The sequence below is a fragment of the Streptomyces axinellae genome (assembly GCF_039532135.1).
GTDB classification, from domain to species: Bacteria; Actinomycetota; Actinomycetes; order Streptomycetales; family Streptomycetaceae; genus Streptomyces; species Streptomyces axinellae.
This window is the reverse complement of record NZ_BAAARJ010000022.1, coordinates 14,020-28,733: the sequence shown is the minus strand read 5'-3', so window position 1 is coordinate 28,733 and position 14,714 is coordinate 14,020. Positions and strand designations below refer to the sequence as shown.

The 14,714-nt window shown below is 72.0% G+C and carries 10 protein-coding genes; 3 read left to right on the top strand and 7 right to left on the bottom strand.

Annotated elements, in window-relative coordinates:
- Positions 1–154: 154 nt before the first annotated feature.
- The 3 genes from ABD339_RS27830 to ABD339_RS27820 all read right to left on the bottom strand — a co-directional run bounded on the left by ABD339_RS27830 (position 155) and on the right by ABD339_RS27820 (position 3,496).
- Positions 155–631 carry a DoxX family protein gene (locus tag ABD339_RS27830; RefSeq protein ID WP_344569983.1) on the bottom strand — a complete coding sequence of 159 codons (477 nt, stop codon included), beginning with the start codon at positions 629–631 and terminating at the stop codon, positions 155–157.
- Between the two features lie 204 nt (positions 632–835).
- Entirely contained in the window at positions 836–2,008 is a 1,173-nt protein-coding gene (locus ABD339_RS27825; RefSeq protein ID WP_344569982.1) for a hypothetical protein, read from the bottom strand.
- Between the two features lie 660 nt (positions 2,009–2,668).
- Positions 2,669–3,496, bottom strand: coding sequence for a class II aldolase/adducin family protein (locus ABD339_RS27820; protein ID WP_344569836.1), 828 nt, complete (start codon positions 3,494–3,496; stop codon positions 2,669–2,671).
- Between the two features lie 117 nt (positions 3,497–3,613).
- Here ABD339_RS27820 and ABD339_RS27815 point away from each other — a divergent pair, with 117 nt between their 5' ends.
- Positions 3,614–3,967 (top strand): hypothetical protein, encoded by a 354-nt coding sequence (locus ABD339_RS27815; protein WP_344569834.1) that lies wholly within the window; start codon positions 3,614–3,616, stop codon positions 3,965–3,967.
- A gap of 140 nt (positions 3,968–4,107) precedes the next feature.
- Here ABD339_RS27815 and ABD339_RS27810 read toward each other — a convergent pair whose 3' ends face one another.
- Positions 4,108–5,307 (bottom strand): C40 family peptidase, encoded by a 1,200-nt coding sequence (locus ABD339_RS27810; RefSeq protein WP_344569832.1) that lies wholly within the window; start codon positions 5,305–5,307, stop codon positions 4,108–4,110.
- Positions 5,308–5,731: 424 nt separating this feature from the next.
- On the opposite strand from ABD339_RS27810, the gene pcrA reads away from it, so the two are divergent.
- Positions 5,732–8,275 carry a DNA helicase PcrA gene (gene pcrA, locus ABD339_RS27805; RefSeq protein WP_344569831.1) on the top strand — a complete coding sequence of 848 codons (2,544 nt, stop codon included), beginning with the start codon at positions 5,732–5,734 and terminating at the stop codon, positions 8,273–8,275.
- A gap of 75 nt (positions 8,276–8,350) precedes the next feature.
- On the opposite strand, the gene ABD339_RS27800 is transcribed toward pcrA, so the two are convergent.
- Positions 8,351–10,105: a M23 family metallopeptidase gene (locus ABD339_RS27800; RefSeq protein WP_425576122.1), complete on the bottom strand. Its 1,755-nt coding sequence runs from the start codon at positions 10,103–10,105 to the stop codon at positions 8,351–8,353.
- Between the two features lie 807 nt (positions 10,106–10,912).
- Here ABD339_RS27800 and icmB point away from each other — a divergent pair.
- Positions 10,913–11,323, top strand: a complete 411-nt coding sequence (icmB, locus tag ABD339_RS27795) for a coenzyme B12-dependent isobutyryl CoA mutase small subunit (RefSeq protein WP_344569829.1) — start codon at positions 10,913–10,915, stop codon at positions 11,321–11,323.
- 162 nt (positions 11,324–11,485) lie between these two features.
- Here the strand turns inward: icmB and ABD339_RS27790 are convergent, their stop codons facing one another.
- Together ABD339_RS27790 and ABD339_RS27785 are read right to left on the bottom strand one after the other, a co-directional pair.
- Positions 11,486–13,123, bottom strand: a complete 1,638-nt coding sequence (locus ABD339_RS27790) for a DUF5691 domain-containing protein (RefSeq protein ID WP_344569827.1) — start codon at positions 13,121–13,123, stop codon at positions 11,486–11,488.
- 162 nt (positions 13,124–13,285) lie between these two features.
- Complete coding sequence (locus ABD339_RS27785; protein WP_425576119.1) at positions 13,286–14,332, bottom strand: SWIM zinc finger family protein; 1,047 nt, start codon at positions 14,330–14,332, stop codon at positions 13,286–13,288.
- Positions 14,333–14,714: the final 382 nt, after the last annotated feature.

Here is a 14,714-nt window from a genome sequence, read left to right as displayed (position 1 = left end):
AGAACGGCCGTCGGCCGAAGAACGGCCGTCGGCCGAAGAACGGCCGTCGGCCGAAGAACGGCCGTCGGCCGAAGAACGGCCGTCGGCCGAAGAACGGCCGTCGGCCGAAGAACGGCCGTCGGCCGAAGATCAGCCGTGCGCCGAAGTACAGCCGTCAGCCGAAGATCTGCCGGCCCCGGCGGCGCCTGCGCATCGCCAGCAGCGCGTCCATCGAGAACATCGGAGCCCCCGCCATCACCAGCGGCAGCCACGCCATGAGATACGCCAGGTCGTTGCCGTAGTAGTACGGGTCGCTCGGCCAACTGACCGTCAGCCACAGGGTGAAGGAGATCAGCGCGCCGCCGAGTGCCGCCAGCCGCGCCCACAGTCCGAGCAGCGTCCCGATTCCGACGGCCAGCTCGCCGAGGGCGATGGCCAGGCCGAAGCTCTCCGGAGAGTGCTGCGCCAGCTCGATCATCCAGCTCGCCGCCGCCGTGTCGTGGGCGCCCTCCAGGAGCGCGGTCAGCGAGCCGGGGCCCTTGCCGGTGAGGAAGTTATGGTCCGTCAGTTTGTGGAGCCCGGCGTAGACGAAGGTGATGCCGAGGAAGAGCCGCAGGGGGAGCAGGGCGTAGCGCGAGGCGGTCGCGCGCATCCCGAGCGGCGCTCCGGCGACCGGCCCCTGGAAGGACGTGGCTGCCTTCGGACCGTCGTCGTGTCCGCCCATGGGTCCGGTCAGGGACATGCCGTACCGCCTTCCGCATACGCGTTCGGTGTGCGGAGGCGATTCTTCCCGTACGGCCCGCCCCGAAGGCAAGCGCGACCGGTCAGCCGCACGCGCCACTCGGGCGGCTACCGCCTACTCGACCACGTCGATCGGATACCGGTTGGTCTCCACGCCCGCCGCCGTGACGACCTGTACGTCCACCCGGCCCGGTTCCACTTCCACCGGCACCGGCACGGTCAGCGCCGCGTCCGCCGGGCTGGCGAACCCGCCGGGGACGGGGATCAGCGGCACATGGACGTGCACCGTCCCGATCCGCACCACCATCCGGGCAAGCCGGTCGGGCGCCCCCGCGCCGGGCGGCATGAATCCGGCGCCGCGGATCTCGATGTCGTCGCCGGTACGGATCGGCGCGTGCAGGTCCCCGATCTCGCGGGCCCGTACCACCGAGAGCACGACGGGCCGCCCGCCCTCCGCGTACTTGCCGGCCAGATACGTACCGATCGAGACGATCACCAGCAGGGCCAGCCCCCACGGAAGGTCCGGCAGCCGCTCGGGCTGCCGGGTCAGGCGCACCCCGGCGAAGACCAGGGCCACCGCGTTGACCAGCGCGTACTGAACGTCCGAGAACGAGCCCCGGCCCGCGTCGTCCGTCAGCAGATCGGCGGCGTGCGGACGGTCGGCGCGCACCTTCTGCAGCCGCCTGCCCTGCACCCGCACGGTCACCGCGCGGCGCACCACCACGGCCACGGCACAGGTCAGCGCGAGCACCGTCAGCACTCCGGAGGCACGCCGCAGGCCGAGTCCGTCCAGCAGCGACGCGTGCCGGTCCGTGTCGGAGGAGGCGGCGAGTTCGACGGAGAGCACCAGCACGGCGAAGACCGCGAGCAGCACCCAGGCGGCGGCGACCGTACGCGAGGTGGAGAGCCGGTTGTCCTCGCCGATGACCGGAGCCAGCACCCCGCCGCGCGCCCGGTGCAGCCACGCCGCGAGCGACAGTCCGCCTCCCACGGCCAGCGCGGCCACCAGCCCGGCGGTGCGCGGCACCGTCCATCCGGGGCCCAGCGCCGTCAGCAGCTCGACCAGCAGCAGCACACCGACGGCGGACCATACGGCGATCAGGGTGCGCCGCCACAGCCGCGCCACCCACGCCTCGCCCTCCGCACGCCCGTGGTCGGCGACCGCGCGGGCCGACTCCGTCAGTTCGTCGGAGATCCACTGGCGTGAGGCCACCGAGGAGTGCGCGAGTCCGGCGGGTACGCCCTGCCCGGAGGCGAGTTCGTCCCGCCGCCGCGCGAAGGCGGCCAGGGCCCGCCGATGCGCCTCACGGGCACTGTGCGGGCATTCCTCGCACCGGCACGGCGCGGACGGTGGATCCGCCGCACCGGAAGCAGCGGACCTGGAAGCAGCGGATCCGGAGACTCCTGCCGCACCGGAGGGTCCGGTGGAAGCCGTCGCCCCGGATGGTCCGGAAGATGCCGTCGCACCGGATGGTGCACGGAATCCCGGGCGGCCGGACGCATGGGACGGATTGGCGGGGCCGGAGGAACTGGAGCGGCCGGACGCGCTGGGGGAGCCGGAGGATCCGGAGGAGGTACCGGAGGATCCGGGGGTACTGGAGGATCCGGGGGTACTGGAGGGTCCGGGGCGTTCCCGATGCCCGGATGGACGGGCGGAAGGCACCGGAGGACCGGAGGCGCCGGAAGGGGCCGGAGCGTCTGAGCGGCCCGTACCGGAACCGGAGCCAGGGGCGAAGCCGGAACCAGAGGCGGAGGCGGGAGGGCGTGCGCTGGGGGACGGAGTCCCGGTGGCTTCCCCGCGTGCTCTTGAGGGCCCGCCGGCACCGCCGGAGCCCTCCTCGCCGCCCGCGCCTGTCGAGCCGTCCCGAGCCGTGTCCACGGCCACTGCGCAACCCCGCCTTCCAACTTCCTTGCGATGAAAGGGGATTGTGCCTTACCCGAGTCGTGATCAGGTCAGCAGGCCCGGTTCGTCGCGGGTGATACCGGTGTAAAGAGGTTGATAGTTGATCCATGCGACGAGATCGCCGCCGAGCTGCTCGCGGGTCGCCACCGCGCTCTTGTGGTCGATGAGCACCGGATTCCCCGCCGCTTTGGCGGCCAGCTGGATCTCGCACGCTCTTTCCATCTGGAGGAACCACCACGCCGCCGCATCGACCGAGTCGCCGACCGTCAACAGCCCGTGATTGCGCAGGATGACCGCCTTGTGCGGGCCGAGCGCCGAGGCGATGCGGGCGCCCTCCTCCTCGTCCACGGTCACGCCCGTGCAGCGGTCGAGCAGCGCGTGGTCCTCGTAGAAGGCGCACGCGTCCTGGGTGATCGGGTCGAGGGGTTCGGCCAGCGCCGAGAGGGCCCTGCCGTACGTCGTATGACTGTGGGCGACGGCGACCACGTCCGGCCGTGCGGCGTGCACCCGGGAGTGAACGACGAACGCGGCCTGGTTGACGTGGTGACGGCCCTCCAGCACCTGGCCGTCCTGGTTCACCAGGATCAGGTCGCTCACCGTGATGTGCCCGAACGGCACCCCGAAGGGGTTCACCCAGCAGCAGTCCGTGAACTCCGGGTCCCGCGCGGTGATATGGCCCGCCACCCCTTCCTCGAACCCCATCCTGCCGAACAGCCGCAGCGCCGCCGCCAGCCGCTCCTTGCGGTGCCTGCGCGCCTCCTCCGGCGAACTGTGCTGCGGCGGCATCGCCAGGTGCAGCCGCTCGGTGGGCACGGGCGCCGGTGCTGGCGCCGGCGTGGATGCCGACGTGGGTATGGGCGCTGGCTGGGACATCGGGCCTCCTCCGTCGCATCCGTACGGGACGGAAGCTACCTCCGGGTATCGCAGGTGGCCAGAGGCGGGCGCCCCCCTCGGCGAGGGTCACGAAAACCCCTCGATACGCTCACGAGCATGGACGTTCTGATCAATGTGTTCGTCGGCCTGCACATCATCGGCATCGCCGCGCTCCTCGGCGGGTTCTTCACGCAGATGAAGGCGATGGGCAAGGGTGAGGCCCGGATAGTGCCGGGAATGCTGCACGGCGCTTTGACCATGCTGGTCACCGGCGTGGCCCTGGTCGGCCTCAACCAGGCCGACGGCAGCTCCGTGAACAACGTCAAGATCGGGCTCAAGCTCGCGCTGCTCGTGGTGATCCTCGGCATCACCTACGTCAAGCGGGACGACGAACGGCTCGGCGCACCCCTGTTCGGCGCCGTGGGGCTGCTGACCATGGTCAACATCTTCATCGCGGTGCTGTGGGTGTGAGCGGCGTCGCGGCGCCGCGGGCGTAACCCCTCAAGGTGCCCGGGGGCCCGGGGCACGTGGATCCGGAGGCCCGGGATCCGGAGGCCCGGGATCCGGAGACCCGGGGTCCGGGGACCGCCGCGCGGCGGCCCCCGGCGTGCTCAGGCGGGGCGGACCGCCGAGTGGAAGGGCATGTAGTCCACCGACTCGTAGCGGATCTTCGCGCCGGGCTTGGGCGCGTGGATCATCTGCCCGTCGCCCACATAGATGCCGACGTGGCTCACGTCGTCGTAGAAGAAGATCAGGTCGCCCGGTTTCATCGCCGACTTGGCGACCTTCGTGCCGACCTTGACCTGGTCCCAGGTCGTACGCGGCAGCGAGACGCCGCCCGCCTTCCACGCGTCCTGGGTGAGCCCCGAACAGTCGTAGGAGTTGGGGCCCGTGGCGCCCCACACATACGGCTTGCCCAACTGCTTCTTGGCGAAGGCGATCACCTTCTGCGCCTTGGCCGCGTACGAACTGCCGGAAGCGTCGGGAGTCCCGGCCCCGCCGCCCTGCTCCCCGCCGGATGAGCCGCCGCCCTCCCGCCGCTCGCGCTCCTCGCGCGCCGCCTCCCGGCGCTCCCGCTCGGCCCGCTCCTTGGCCCTCTGGCGCGCCTCGGCCCGCTTCTTCCGCTCGATCCCGGCCAGCCGCGCCTTCTCCTGGGCGGTCAGCTCCGAGAGCATCTCGCGCGCCTCCGACAGCTTCGACTGGATCTCGCGCTTGCTCGATCTGAGCTTCTTCTGCGACGAGGCGAGCGAGGACAGCTCACCGGCGGCCTCGGTCCGCTTCTCGCTCGCGGCCTGCTGCCGCTTCTGGTACTCGCTGACGGCTTCCTTCTGCCGTCCGGTCATCCGGTCCATCAGGTGCGTCTGCTGGAAGAAGCCCTGCGGGTCCTTGGTGAGCAGCAGCGTCGCGGTCGGGGATATCCCGCCGGTGCGGTACTGCGCGGTGGCGTAGGTGCCCAGGACCCGGCGCGCGTCGTTCAGTTCGGCGGTGCGGCCCGCGACCTGGTCGAGCATCCGGTCGGCCCGCTCGCGCTGCCGGTCGGTCTTCTCCTTGGCCGAGTTGTACTTCTGGGTGGCCGAGCCCGCCTGCCGGTAGAGGGCATCGACCTTGTCCTTCACGTCCGCCAGTGACGGCTTGCCGGTGCTCGTGCCGGTGCCTGGACCGGGGCCCTCGGACGGGTCGGCGGGGGTGGCGTTCGCGCTCTGGGAGAGCAGCGTGACGGAGGCCAGCGCCGCCGTCGTGATGCCGAGGACGCCGCGAGAGGTCGCGACGGGGTGCGGTGTACGGGTGCGCGGCTTGCGATGCGACGCCAAGGCCGGCGACTCCTTCCGTGGACCGCCTGCCGGGCATCGTGCGTGCGGGGGGACTCGGTCCGCTCCGGTTCACGGCTCCTGGCGCGCGCTCGCGGTTCCTGGCGCACGGTTCATGAGGAGTCTCGGAAGCGTCCGGATCCCGGCTCCGGCCTGGGCCGGACTCGGCGGAGGCTGCCCGTGCCGACGCTTTCGCCGGCTGGGGGGCCGGGCTGCCTGACAGGGGACCGTAGCGGGGGTGTGGTGCTCTTGTGAAGGCTGGTGTTCGATTCGCCGCAATCTTTCCGTTATCTTCGCGTGCTTGCCCGCCGGGGTCCTGGCCCGGACCGGCCGCGGGGCACGTGCCCGGTGCCGGGCCGGTGCACCGGAGCCGGTTTTCCACAGGCGCGTGAGGGCTGTCGGTCGGGCGGCCTAGACTCGGACGACGATGAGCAGCCTCTTCGACGACAGCTTCCTCGCGGCCCTCGACGCCAACGGCCCGCAGGACGACGCGCCCCCGCCGCCTCCCGAGGACGCCGAGCACCACGGCCCCGGCGAGGAGATCCCCGACGACCTCTTCCAGGGCACCTTCGCGGGTGGCGCGGCAGGCGCGTCCGGCCCCGGCGCGGGGCGTGACGCGTATCACCGCGACGGCGCCCCGCGTTCCGTCGTGGACCCCGAAGCGCTGCTGGCGGGGATGAACGAGCAGCAGCGGCAGGCCGTGGTCCACTCCGGTGCGCCGCTGCTCATCGTCGCGGGCGCCGGCTCGGGCAAGACACGGGTGCTCACCCACCGCATCGCCTACCTGCTGGGCGCCCGCAGCGTGCACCCCGGGCAGATCCTGGCCATCACCTTCACCAACAAGGCCGCCGGCGAGATGAAGGAGCGCGTCGCCGATCTGGTGGGGCCCCGCGCGCAGTCGATGTGGGTGTCCACCTTCCACAGCGCGTGTGTGCGCATCCTGCGCCGCGAGAGCAAGAAGCTGGGCTTCACCTCGTCGTTCTCGATCTACGACGCGGCCGACTCCAAGCGGCTGATGGCCCTGGTCTGCCGCGATCTCGACCTGGATCCCAAGCGCTTCCCGCCCAAGGCATTCAGCGCGAAGGTCTCGAATCTGAAGAACGAGCTGGTCGACGAGGAGGACTTCGCGGGGCGAGCAAGCGATGGTTTCGAGAAGACCCTCGCAGAGGCGTACACGATGTACCAGGCGCGGCTGCGTGAGGCCAACGCGCTGGACTTCGACGACCTGATCATGACGACGGTCCATCTGCTCCAGGCGTTCCCCGATGTCGCCGAGCACTACCGCCGCCGCTTCCGCCACGTCCTGGTCGATGAGTACCAGGACACCAACCACGCGCAGTACCAGCTGGTGCGCGAGCTGGTCGGGCCGCCCGATGCCGGGACGGAGCAGGCCGAGCTGTGCGTGGTGGGCGACGCCGACCAGTCGATCTACGCCTTCCGCGGCGCCACGATCCGCAACATCCTCCAGTTCGAGGAGGACTATCCCGACGCGACGACGATCTTGCTGGAGCAGAACTACCGCTCGACGCAGACCATCCTCAGCGCCGCCAACGCCGTCATCGAGCGCAACGAGAACCGCCGTCCGAAGAACCTGTGGACCAACGCCGGATCCGGCCCCCGCATCACCGGCTACGTCTCCGACACCGAGCACGACGAGGCGCAGTTCGTCGCCGAGGAGATCGACCGCCTCACCGACAAGGCCGCCGAGGAGGGCGAGAACGGCGAGAACGGCGAGAACGGAGCCAGGCCCGGCGACATCGCCGTCTTCTACCGCACCAACGCCCAGTCCCGGGTCTTCGAAGAGGTCTTCATCCGCGTCGGACTGCCCTACAAGGTCGTCGGCGGCGTGCGCTTCTACGAGCGCCGCGAGGTCCGCGACATCCTGGCGTACCTGCGGGTGCTGGCCAACCCGGAAGATGCGGTTCCGCTGCGCCGGATCCTCAACGTCCCCAAGCGGGGCATCGGGGACCGCGCCGAAGCGATGATCGAGGCACTCGCGCTCCGCGAGAAGATCACCTTCCCCCAGGCCCTCTCCCGCGTCGAGGAGGCGTACGGCATGGCGGCCCGCTCCGCGAACGCGGTCAAGCGGTTCAACGTGCTGATGGAGGAGCTGCGCACCGTCGTGGAGTCCGGCGCCGGTCCCGCCACGGTGCTGGAGGCGGTGCTGGAGCAGACGGGATACCTCGCCGAACTCCAGGCGTCCACCGACCCGCAGGACGAGACCCGCATCGAGAACCTCCAGGAACTGGCCGCCGTTGCGCTGGAGTTCGAGAAGGAGCACGAGGAAGAGGACGTCACCCTCACCGACTTCCTGGAGCAGGTCGCCCTCGTCGCCGACTCCGACCAGATCCCGGAGGAGGGCGAGGAAGGCGAGGACAACGGCGTCGTCACGCTCATGACGCTGCACACCGCCAAGGGCCTGGAGTTCCCCGTCGTCTTCCTGACCGGCATGGAGGACGGCGTCTTCCCGCACATGCGTGCCCTCGGCAACGTGAAGGAGCTGGAGGAGGAGCGGCGGCTCGCCTACGTGGGCATCACCCGGGCCCAGCAGCGGCTGTATCTGACCCGCGCCGCCATGCGCAGCGCCTGGGGCCAGCCCTCCTACAACCCGCCGTCCCGCTTCCTGGAGGAGATCCCCGCCGACTTCCTCGACTGGAAGCGGACGGGCGGCGGAACCGGCGGCGGCCCCGGTGCGGGCGCGGGTGCCTTCGGCGGAGTGGCGTCGTCGCTGTCGTCGTCCGCGGGCGCCTCGGCCCGGCGCGGCGGCCCCTCCGGCTTCGCGACGCGGCGTACGAACGACCGCCCGGTGGTCTCCTTGCAGGTGGGCGACCGCGTCACCCACGACAGCTTCGGCCTGGGCACGGTGCAAGCGGTCAAGGGCAGCGGCGACAACGCGGAGGCGACCATCGACTTCGGCGGCGAGAAGCCGAAGCGGCTGCTGCTGCGGTACGCACCGGTCGAGAAGCTGTAGGGCCCGGGGAGAAGAAGCTGTAGGGCCCGGGGAGAAGCTGTGGGGCCGCGCCGCGGGCGGCAGAGGCGCGGGGCCTCAGCTGATCTTGAGGCCCTTGTCCTGGAGCCACGGGATGGGGTCGATCGCCGAGCCGCCGCCCGGCCGGACCTCGAAGTGCAGGTGAGGGCCCGTGGAGTTGCCCGAGTTGCCCGAATAGGCGATCGTGTCCCCGGCCTTGACGTGACCCGAGCGGATCTTGTTGCTGCTCAGGTGGCAGTACCAGGTTTCCGTGCCGTCCTTCGCCGTCACGATGGCCATGTTGCCGTACGACATGTCGTGCTGCGTGCGGACGGTGCCGTCGGTCGCGGCCATGACGGGGGTGCCGTAGCTGACGGGGAAATCGATGCCGGTGTGGATGGACATCCAGTTGACACCCGCCTGGCCGTAGTGCGCGCTCAGCGTGTGGTTCTTGACCGGAAGCACGTACTTGGGCCGCATCGCCTCCTTGCGCGCGGCCTCCTTGGCCTTGCGCTCCCGCTCCGCTTCCTGGCGCTGCTTGAGGTCGAGGCGCTCTTGGGTGCGGCTGGCCCGGTCGGCGAAGTCGTCGGCGTCGGCGGAGAGTCCGGCGAGCTGGGTGTCCAGTTTGCTGTTGGCCGCGGTGGGCTTCACCGGGCCCGACCCCGTGTCCGGCGCCGCGACCGGTGCCGGGGAGCCCTTGTCGCCGTCGTCGTCACCCATCACCGAGGCCGCCGCCGCACCCGCGACGCCCATGACCGCGACGGACGGCACGGCCACCGTCATCAGCGCGCGGCGGCGCGGTTTGGGGGAGCGGCGGCGCCCGCGCGAGTGAGGGGCGGCGGCGTGGGACGCGGCGGAGGCCGTGTGCGCCCCGGGCGCGCCGTCGTCGGGCTCGTACTCGTACGACTCGTACGAGTGGTCCGGCGCCGACTCGTCGGCGGGGCCCTCGTGTTGCGAGCCCTCGTGGTGCGGGCCGTCGCGGTGGGTGGCGGGGGGCTCGTGGAGAGCGTCCAGCGTCGCCGTGGCGTCGAGGGGCCGCGGGGCCGCGGTGCCGTCCTGCGCCCCCGTATCCGGGAAGCCCCAGGTGTCGGCCGTGTCGTACTCGTGCTGTCGGCTGAAGCTCCACTGGCCGTCGGCGTCCTGGCCGTAGTGGTAGGCGGAGCCGTCCGCGCCGAACTGCTCGTACGCCTCGTATGTCTCGTTGGCCCCGGGCGTCCCGAACGCGTTGCCGGTCTGCTCGTAGGCGGGGGTCTGCTCGTATCCGGCGGTGTGCCGGTAGGCGGCGGACTGCTCCGGCTGTGGTTCGTAGGAGCCGGTGTCGTAGGGCGTGCTGTGGGCGGCGGCCTGCTCGTCGTAGTCGTAGGCCGCGCCCCAGCCCTCGGTGCTCCAGGTTCCGGTTCCGGTGTCCTGGACGCCGAACGTCCACTGCCCCGTCCCGTCGTCGGCCGAGGGGTAGGCGTAGTCCGCCTGCGCGGGCCCCTGCTGTGCCGGAATGTACGGGGTGGCGGCGGGCTGGTGGCCGTAACTGCCGGTGGCGTACGCGTCGTAGGACTCGTACGCCCCGTACGACGTGTGGAGATCCTGGGAAGCGTCCCAGGAAGTGGTGGCATAAGCCCCGGTGTCGGCGCCCGGAAGGGTGCCGAACAGCGGATCCTCGTCTCCGAAGGAAGCGGGGGAGGCCGCGGGGTACCCCTCGTAGGCGTCCGGCGCGTAGACCTCCGCGCCGTAGGTGCCGTATGCCGTCTGTCCGTACTCCGCGTCATGCGCGCCGTACGAGAAGCCGGAACCGGGGTCGTCGGGACTCGGGACTCCCGACGGATGACGGTCGTTCACCACCAACTTCTCTTTCGCCTCGGCGACAGGGGCGGAGCAGTGCGGCGACTGTACCCGGCGGTATGCGACGGCGACAATCTTCGGGGGGTTTTAGCGCCAGAGGAAAAGGGCAATCGGCCGTCTTTCGGCGGACTACGGACTGGTAGTCGGGCCCGAGTTCGAAATGCGTTCGAAAGGAAAACGGGAGCCGGGAGGCGCCGCCCGCGAACGCCTTCGCCCGCCCCGCACCGGCCGGTCGCACGGGATCACCCGGCCCAACTCCTCCCGTATACGGGCCGGAACGTCACGGTTCGCCGCGGCGGCACATATCCGACTCCGTGGCCATGAGCATGAGATACCCGCAGGTCGGAATGGCCGGGCTCACGCGGATTCCGAGGAATCGTCAGAGCGCCCTCGGAACCGGGGAGAACTCACGAGAACTCCGGGGAACGTCCGGAAGATGCGGAACGCGACCGGCGGCCCCGGAGACAGGTGCGGTCAACTCCCCGAACACGGAAGATCCTGGACGCAGCGGGCGCGCGACGGAGTGAAGCGGGAGCGCGGCGGCCAGGCGTGTGCCGGAGTGCGGAATCCCGAGAGCGATCATCGCGCGGACGTGCGCGTCGCCCGCCCGACGTTGAACAGAAGAGCGGCCGATCGTCCCGCGTACCGCCGCGCGCGCTGCCCCCACGTGTGATTTCCCCCTCCCTTGCGAGCGGGAAGCGCCGGGGTGCGGGATGCTGGGGGGTAACGTTCGTTCACTTCCCGGTACCGGCATCGGCCGGCGCAGGCCGAGACCAGCCGGGAGCGTCGCAGTTGGAGGCAGTGATGGGTGTGTCGGGTCCGATCCGCGTGGTCGTCGCCAAACCTGGCCTGGACGGTCACGACCGCGGCGTCAAGATCATCGCCCGCGCACTGCGGGACGCGGGCATGGAGGTCATCTACACCGGCCTGCATCAGACGCCCGAGCAGATCGTGGACACCGCGATCCAGGAGGACGCGGACGCGATCGGCCTCTCGATCCTCTCCGGCGCACACAACACGCTGTTCGCGCGTGTCCTGGAGCTGCTGCGCGAGCGGGACGCCGCCGACATCAAGGTGTTCGGCGGGGGGATCATCCCCGAGGACGACATCGCCCCGCTGAAGGAACAGGGCGTCGCCGAGATCTTCACGCCGGGCGCCACCACGAACGAGATCGTCACCTGGATCCACACCCACGTAGGCCCCATCCCCGCGTAGCCCCGCCTCCCGACTGCGCCTTCCCTCCCTCCCCTCTCCTCTTCCCCGTCTCCTCTTCTTCTTCCTCGTCTCTCCTTCCCTATTGTCCGTTCCCTGCCGGTGCGCGTGCTCTGGTGCCGCAGGCAACCGCGTGCCGCCGCACCGGTGTTCGGCGCTGGAGGCTCACAGTTCCGCCTGTTCCGGGCGGAGTTCCGCGAACATCGCCGCGCGCAGGCGCAACGTGGCGACCAGGCGCTGGAAGGACTCCGCCCAGTACGCCCCGGCCCCCGGAGCCGAGTCCTCCGTCTCGTCGGGCACGGCGGCGAGTGGCGCGAGCCGTTCCGCGTCGGCCGGGTCGAGGCACCGCTCGGCCAGCCCCATCACCCCGCTGAAGCTCCACGGGTAGCTGCCCGCGTCGCGCGCGATCTCCAGCGCGTCCACCACCGCCCGACCCAGCGGCAGCGGCCACGGCACTCCGCACACGCCCAGAATGCGGAACGCCTCCGACAGGCCGTGTGCGGCGATGAACCGCGCGGCCCACTCGCCGCGCTCCGGCGCGGGCAGTACCGACAGCAGCTTGGCGGGGTCCCCGGGGCCCTCGGCGAAGGGCGCGGTGGGCGGCCCGATGAGCGCGCGCGCCCATGCGGCGTCCCGCTGCCGGACGGCGGCACCGCACCAGGCCGCGTGGAGGTCGTCGCGCCAGCCGTCGGCGACCGGCAGGGTCACTATGCGGGAGGGCGGCAGTCCGCCCAGCCGTCCGGTCCAGACGTTCAACGGCGCGGCCTCCACCAACTGGGCCAGCCACCAGGCCCGTTCGCCGCGCCCGCTGGGGGGCTGGGGTATGACGCCGTCGCGCTGCATGCCCGCGTCGCACTCGTGCGGGGCCTCCACGACGATGCCGCGCCCGTCCAGCTGGTCGAGCGTCACACAGCTGCGGGCCCGGTCCGCCATCCGGGCCGCCAGCGCCGAACCGGGCAGCGCGGACAGCAGTTCGGCGGCCGTGGCGCGTACGGTGCGGCTGCGGTCGGACAGCGCCCGCTCCAGAAACGGCTCATCGGCGGCGTTCAGCCCCTGGCGCAGGGAGTCGAGGAACATCAGCCTGTCCTCGGCCCGTTCGGCCTGCCAGGTGGCGGCCAGCAGGGCCAGCCCGGCCTCGGGGGCGTGGCGCCGCAGCGCGCCCAACAGTGCCACCCGCTCGGCGAACAGCCCCTCCTGCCACAGCTTTTCCGCTTCCCCCGACCCCGTGGAGTGCGGCGCCTGCCGGCGCGCACCGTCGCGCAGCGCGAACTTCCAGTCGGGGTTGTGACGTGCCAGCCACAGCGCGCGCGGCCCCGCGAACGCCAGCGTCTCGCCCCGCAGGTCGGTGCGCGCGCGGGCCGCGTCCAGCAACGCGGGCAGCAGCGCCGCCGGGGCGCGGTAGCCCTGGGCGTTGGCCTCGGCCAGCCACTGCGGAAGCAACTCGCCGAGGTCGGGGGTGGGGCCACGCCGCCCCGAGGCCCCGCCGGGCCGGCCCGCACCGGGCGTGGCGCGGTTCGTGAGCAGGGCGGCGAGGCGCTGTTCGGCCGCTGTGGGCAGGCGGCGCCGGCGGTCCTCCGGCGCGGGCTCCGGGCGCCGGTGCGGTACGGCGGGCAGTGCGCCCGCGCGCCGCCGTACGGTCCCGGCCGCGGCGGCGTCCAGCAGCGCCGTCACGCTGCCTCCCGGTGGCCGCCGCCGCTCGGCGCCCAGCAACGCGGCGGCCACCAACTCCCCCCAGACCGCGCCCTCGTCGGGGCCCGGCGGCGGGTTCCCTGCCTCTTCCTGGGGAATGGTCCCCGTCCCCATACTCCTCAGCTCCCTCCCGTACCACCCGTCCCAACCGCCCTGTCTGTCCTGTCTGTCCCGCCTGTACGGATTCCCTCGCGGTGCTTGCCGCTCGCCGCCTCGACCGAGGTCACCGCGCCCCGGCGGGTGACCCTCCGCTGTGACGTGGGGCGGGCGCGGCCGTCACAGCGGTATCGCTCTGTCCCCGCTCCACGCCGTGTGTGGCGCGAAGCCACGGTGGCCGACCTCGCCGAAGACGGTGAGCGGGCCCTCCGCCGAGAGGGCCAGCAGCATCCACAGCGTGGCCTCGGCCGTGCCCGGTGCGACGGGAACGGCGAACTCCGTCCCGGCGTCCGCCAGTTGCCACCCGGCCCCACCCGCACGCGCCGGGCCGCGGGCCAGGCTGTGACCGTGACCCTGTACCGGTCCGGCCCCTGAGCGCACCCCCGGCGGCGGCACCGGCACCACCTCGACCAGCACGAACGGCCAGCCGTCCAGCCACGGGTCGGCACCCAGCGCTTGCCCATAGGCGCGCAGCGCGTCCGGCACGCTGCCGCCCGGCGGCCGGAAACCGGGCAGCGGCGCCCCGTGCTGCTCGCCGAGCGCGGCCCGCAGCGGACCGGCGCCCGGGTAGTAGGCCAGGTCCGCGTCCAGCACCTCACCCGGCGGCAGCGTCAACTCCGGACCCCGGCCCCCGGCGCCGTAGGCCAGTAGCAGCGCGCGGTGTCCCGTCGCGCGCCCGTGCAGCCAGACGCGGCGCGCCGTCAGCCGACCCTCTTCCGTGTCCCGCTGGGCCAGGACCAGCCACTCGTCGCGTATCAGCCGCGCCTCGTCCGCCAGTAGCTCCGCCGTCTCCACGGTCAGGCCCACCCGTGCCTTGACCGTCTCGGCGAGTGGCGCGGACAGCGCGTCGAGGCGCAGATACGCGCGGGTGAGCAAGTGGAGCAGGGCACACTCCGAGAGCAGCCGCTCGGGCCAGTCTTCCCCCGACCCGGGGAGCGCCCCCAACTCCCTTACGCGGGCCGCTAGTCCGGGTGCCTGGGCATCGACCATGCGGGCCGCCATCTCGTCCCAGGGTGCGTAGCCCGCCTGGTCGGCGCCCGCGAGGCCGCCGCGCAGCAGGTCGATGAGCCGCTGCTCCAACTCCTCGGCGCCTGCCGCTATCCGGCCGGCGCGCTTCTCGGCACGACGGCGCGCGGCCTCGGCCCGCGCACCTTCTCCCGCGTCCATCTGCGCCGTCACCCCCTTCGTTGCCGTCGTCCCCTTCACCCGGTTCGATTTCCGCCCCGCCTCCGTCCGATACGGCTCGCCCGGCACGTCACGGAACGGCGCACCATGTCGTCAGCCGTCCACAGCCGTCCACAACCGTCCACGCCGACTTCGGCGCCGACACGCGCTCCGCGCCCCCGGCGGACGGTCCGTCCACCACTGCGTAAGACGGTATGCGGCGGCACTGACACTGGCCCCCGACTGCCTGTCTCCGCAGGTCAGAGCGATTGTCAGTGGCAGGGTGCAGGGTGGATGACGGATCGGCCGAGGCGCTGCCGCGCGACGGTGTCTCCTTGGCCGCCCGCTTGCCTTTTTCTGTCATCAGCCGTGCGCGAAGGGGGAG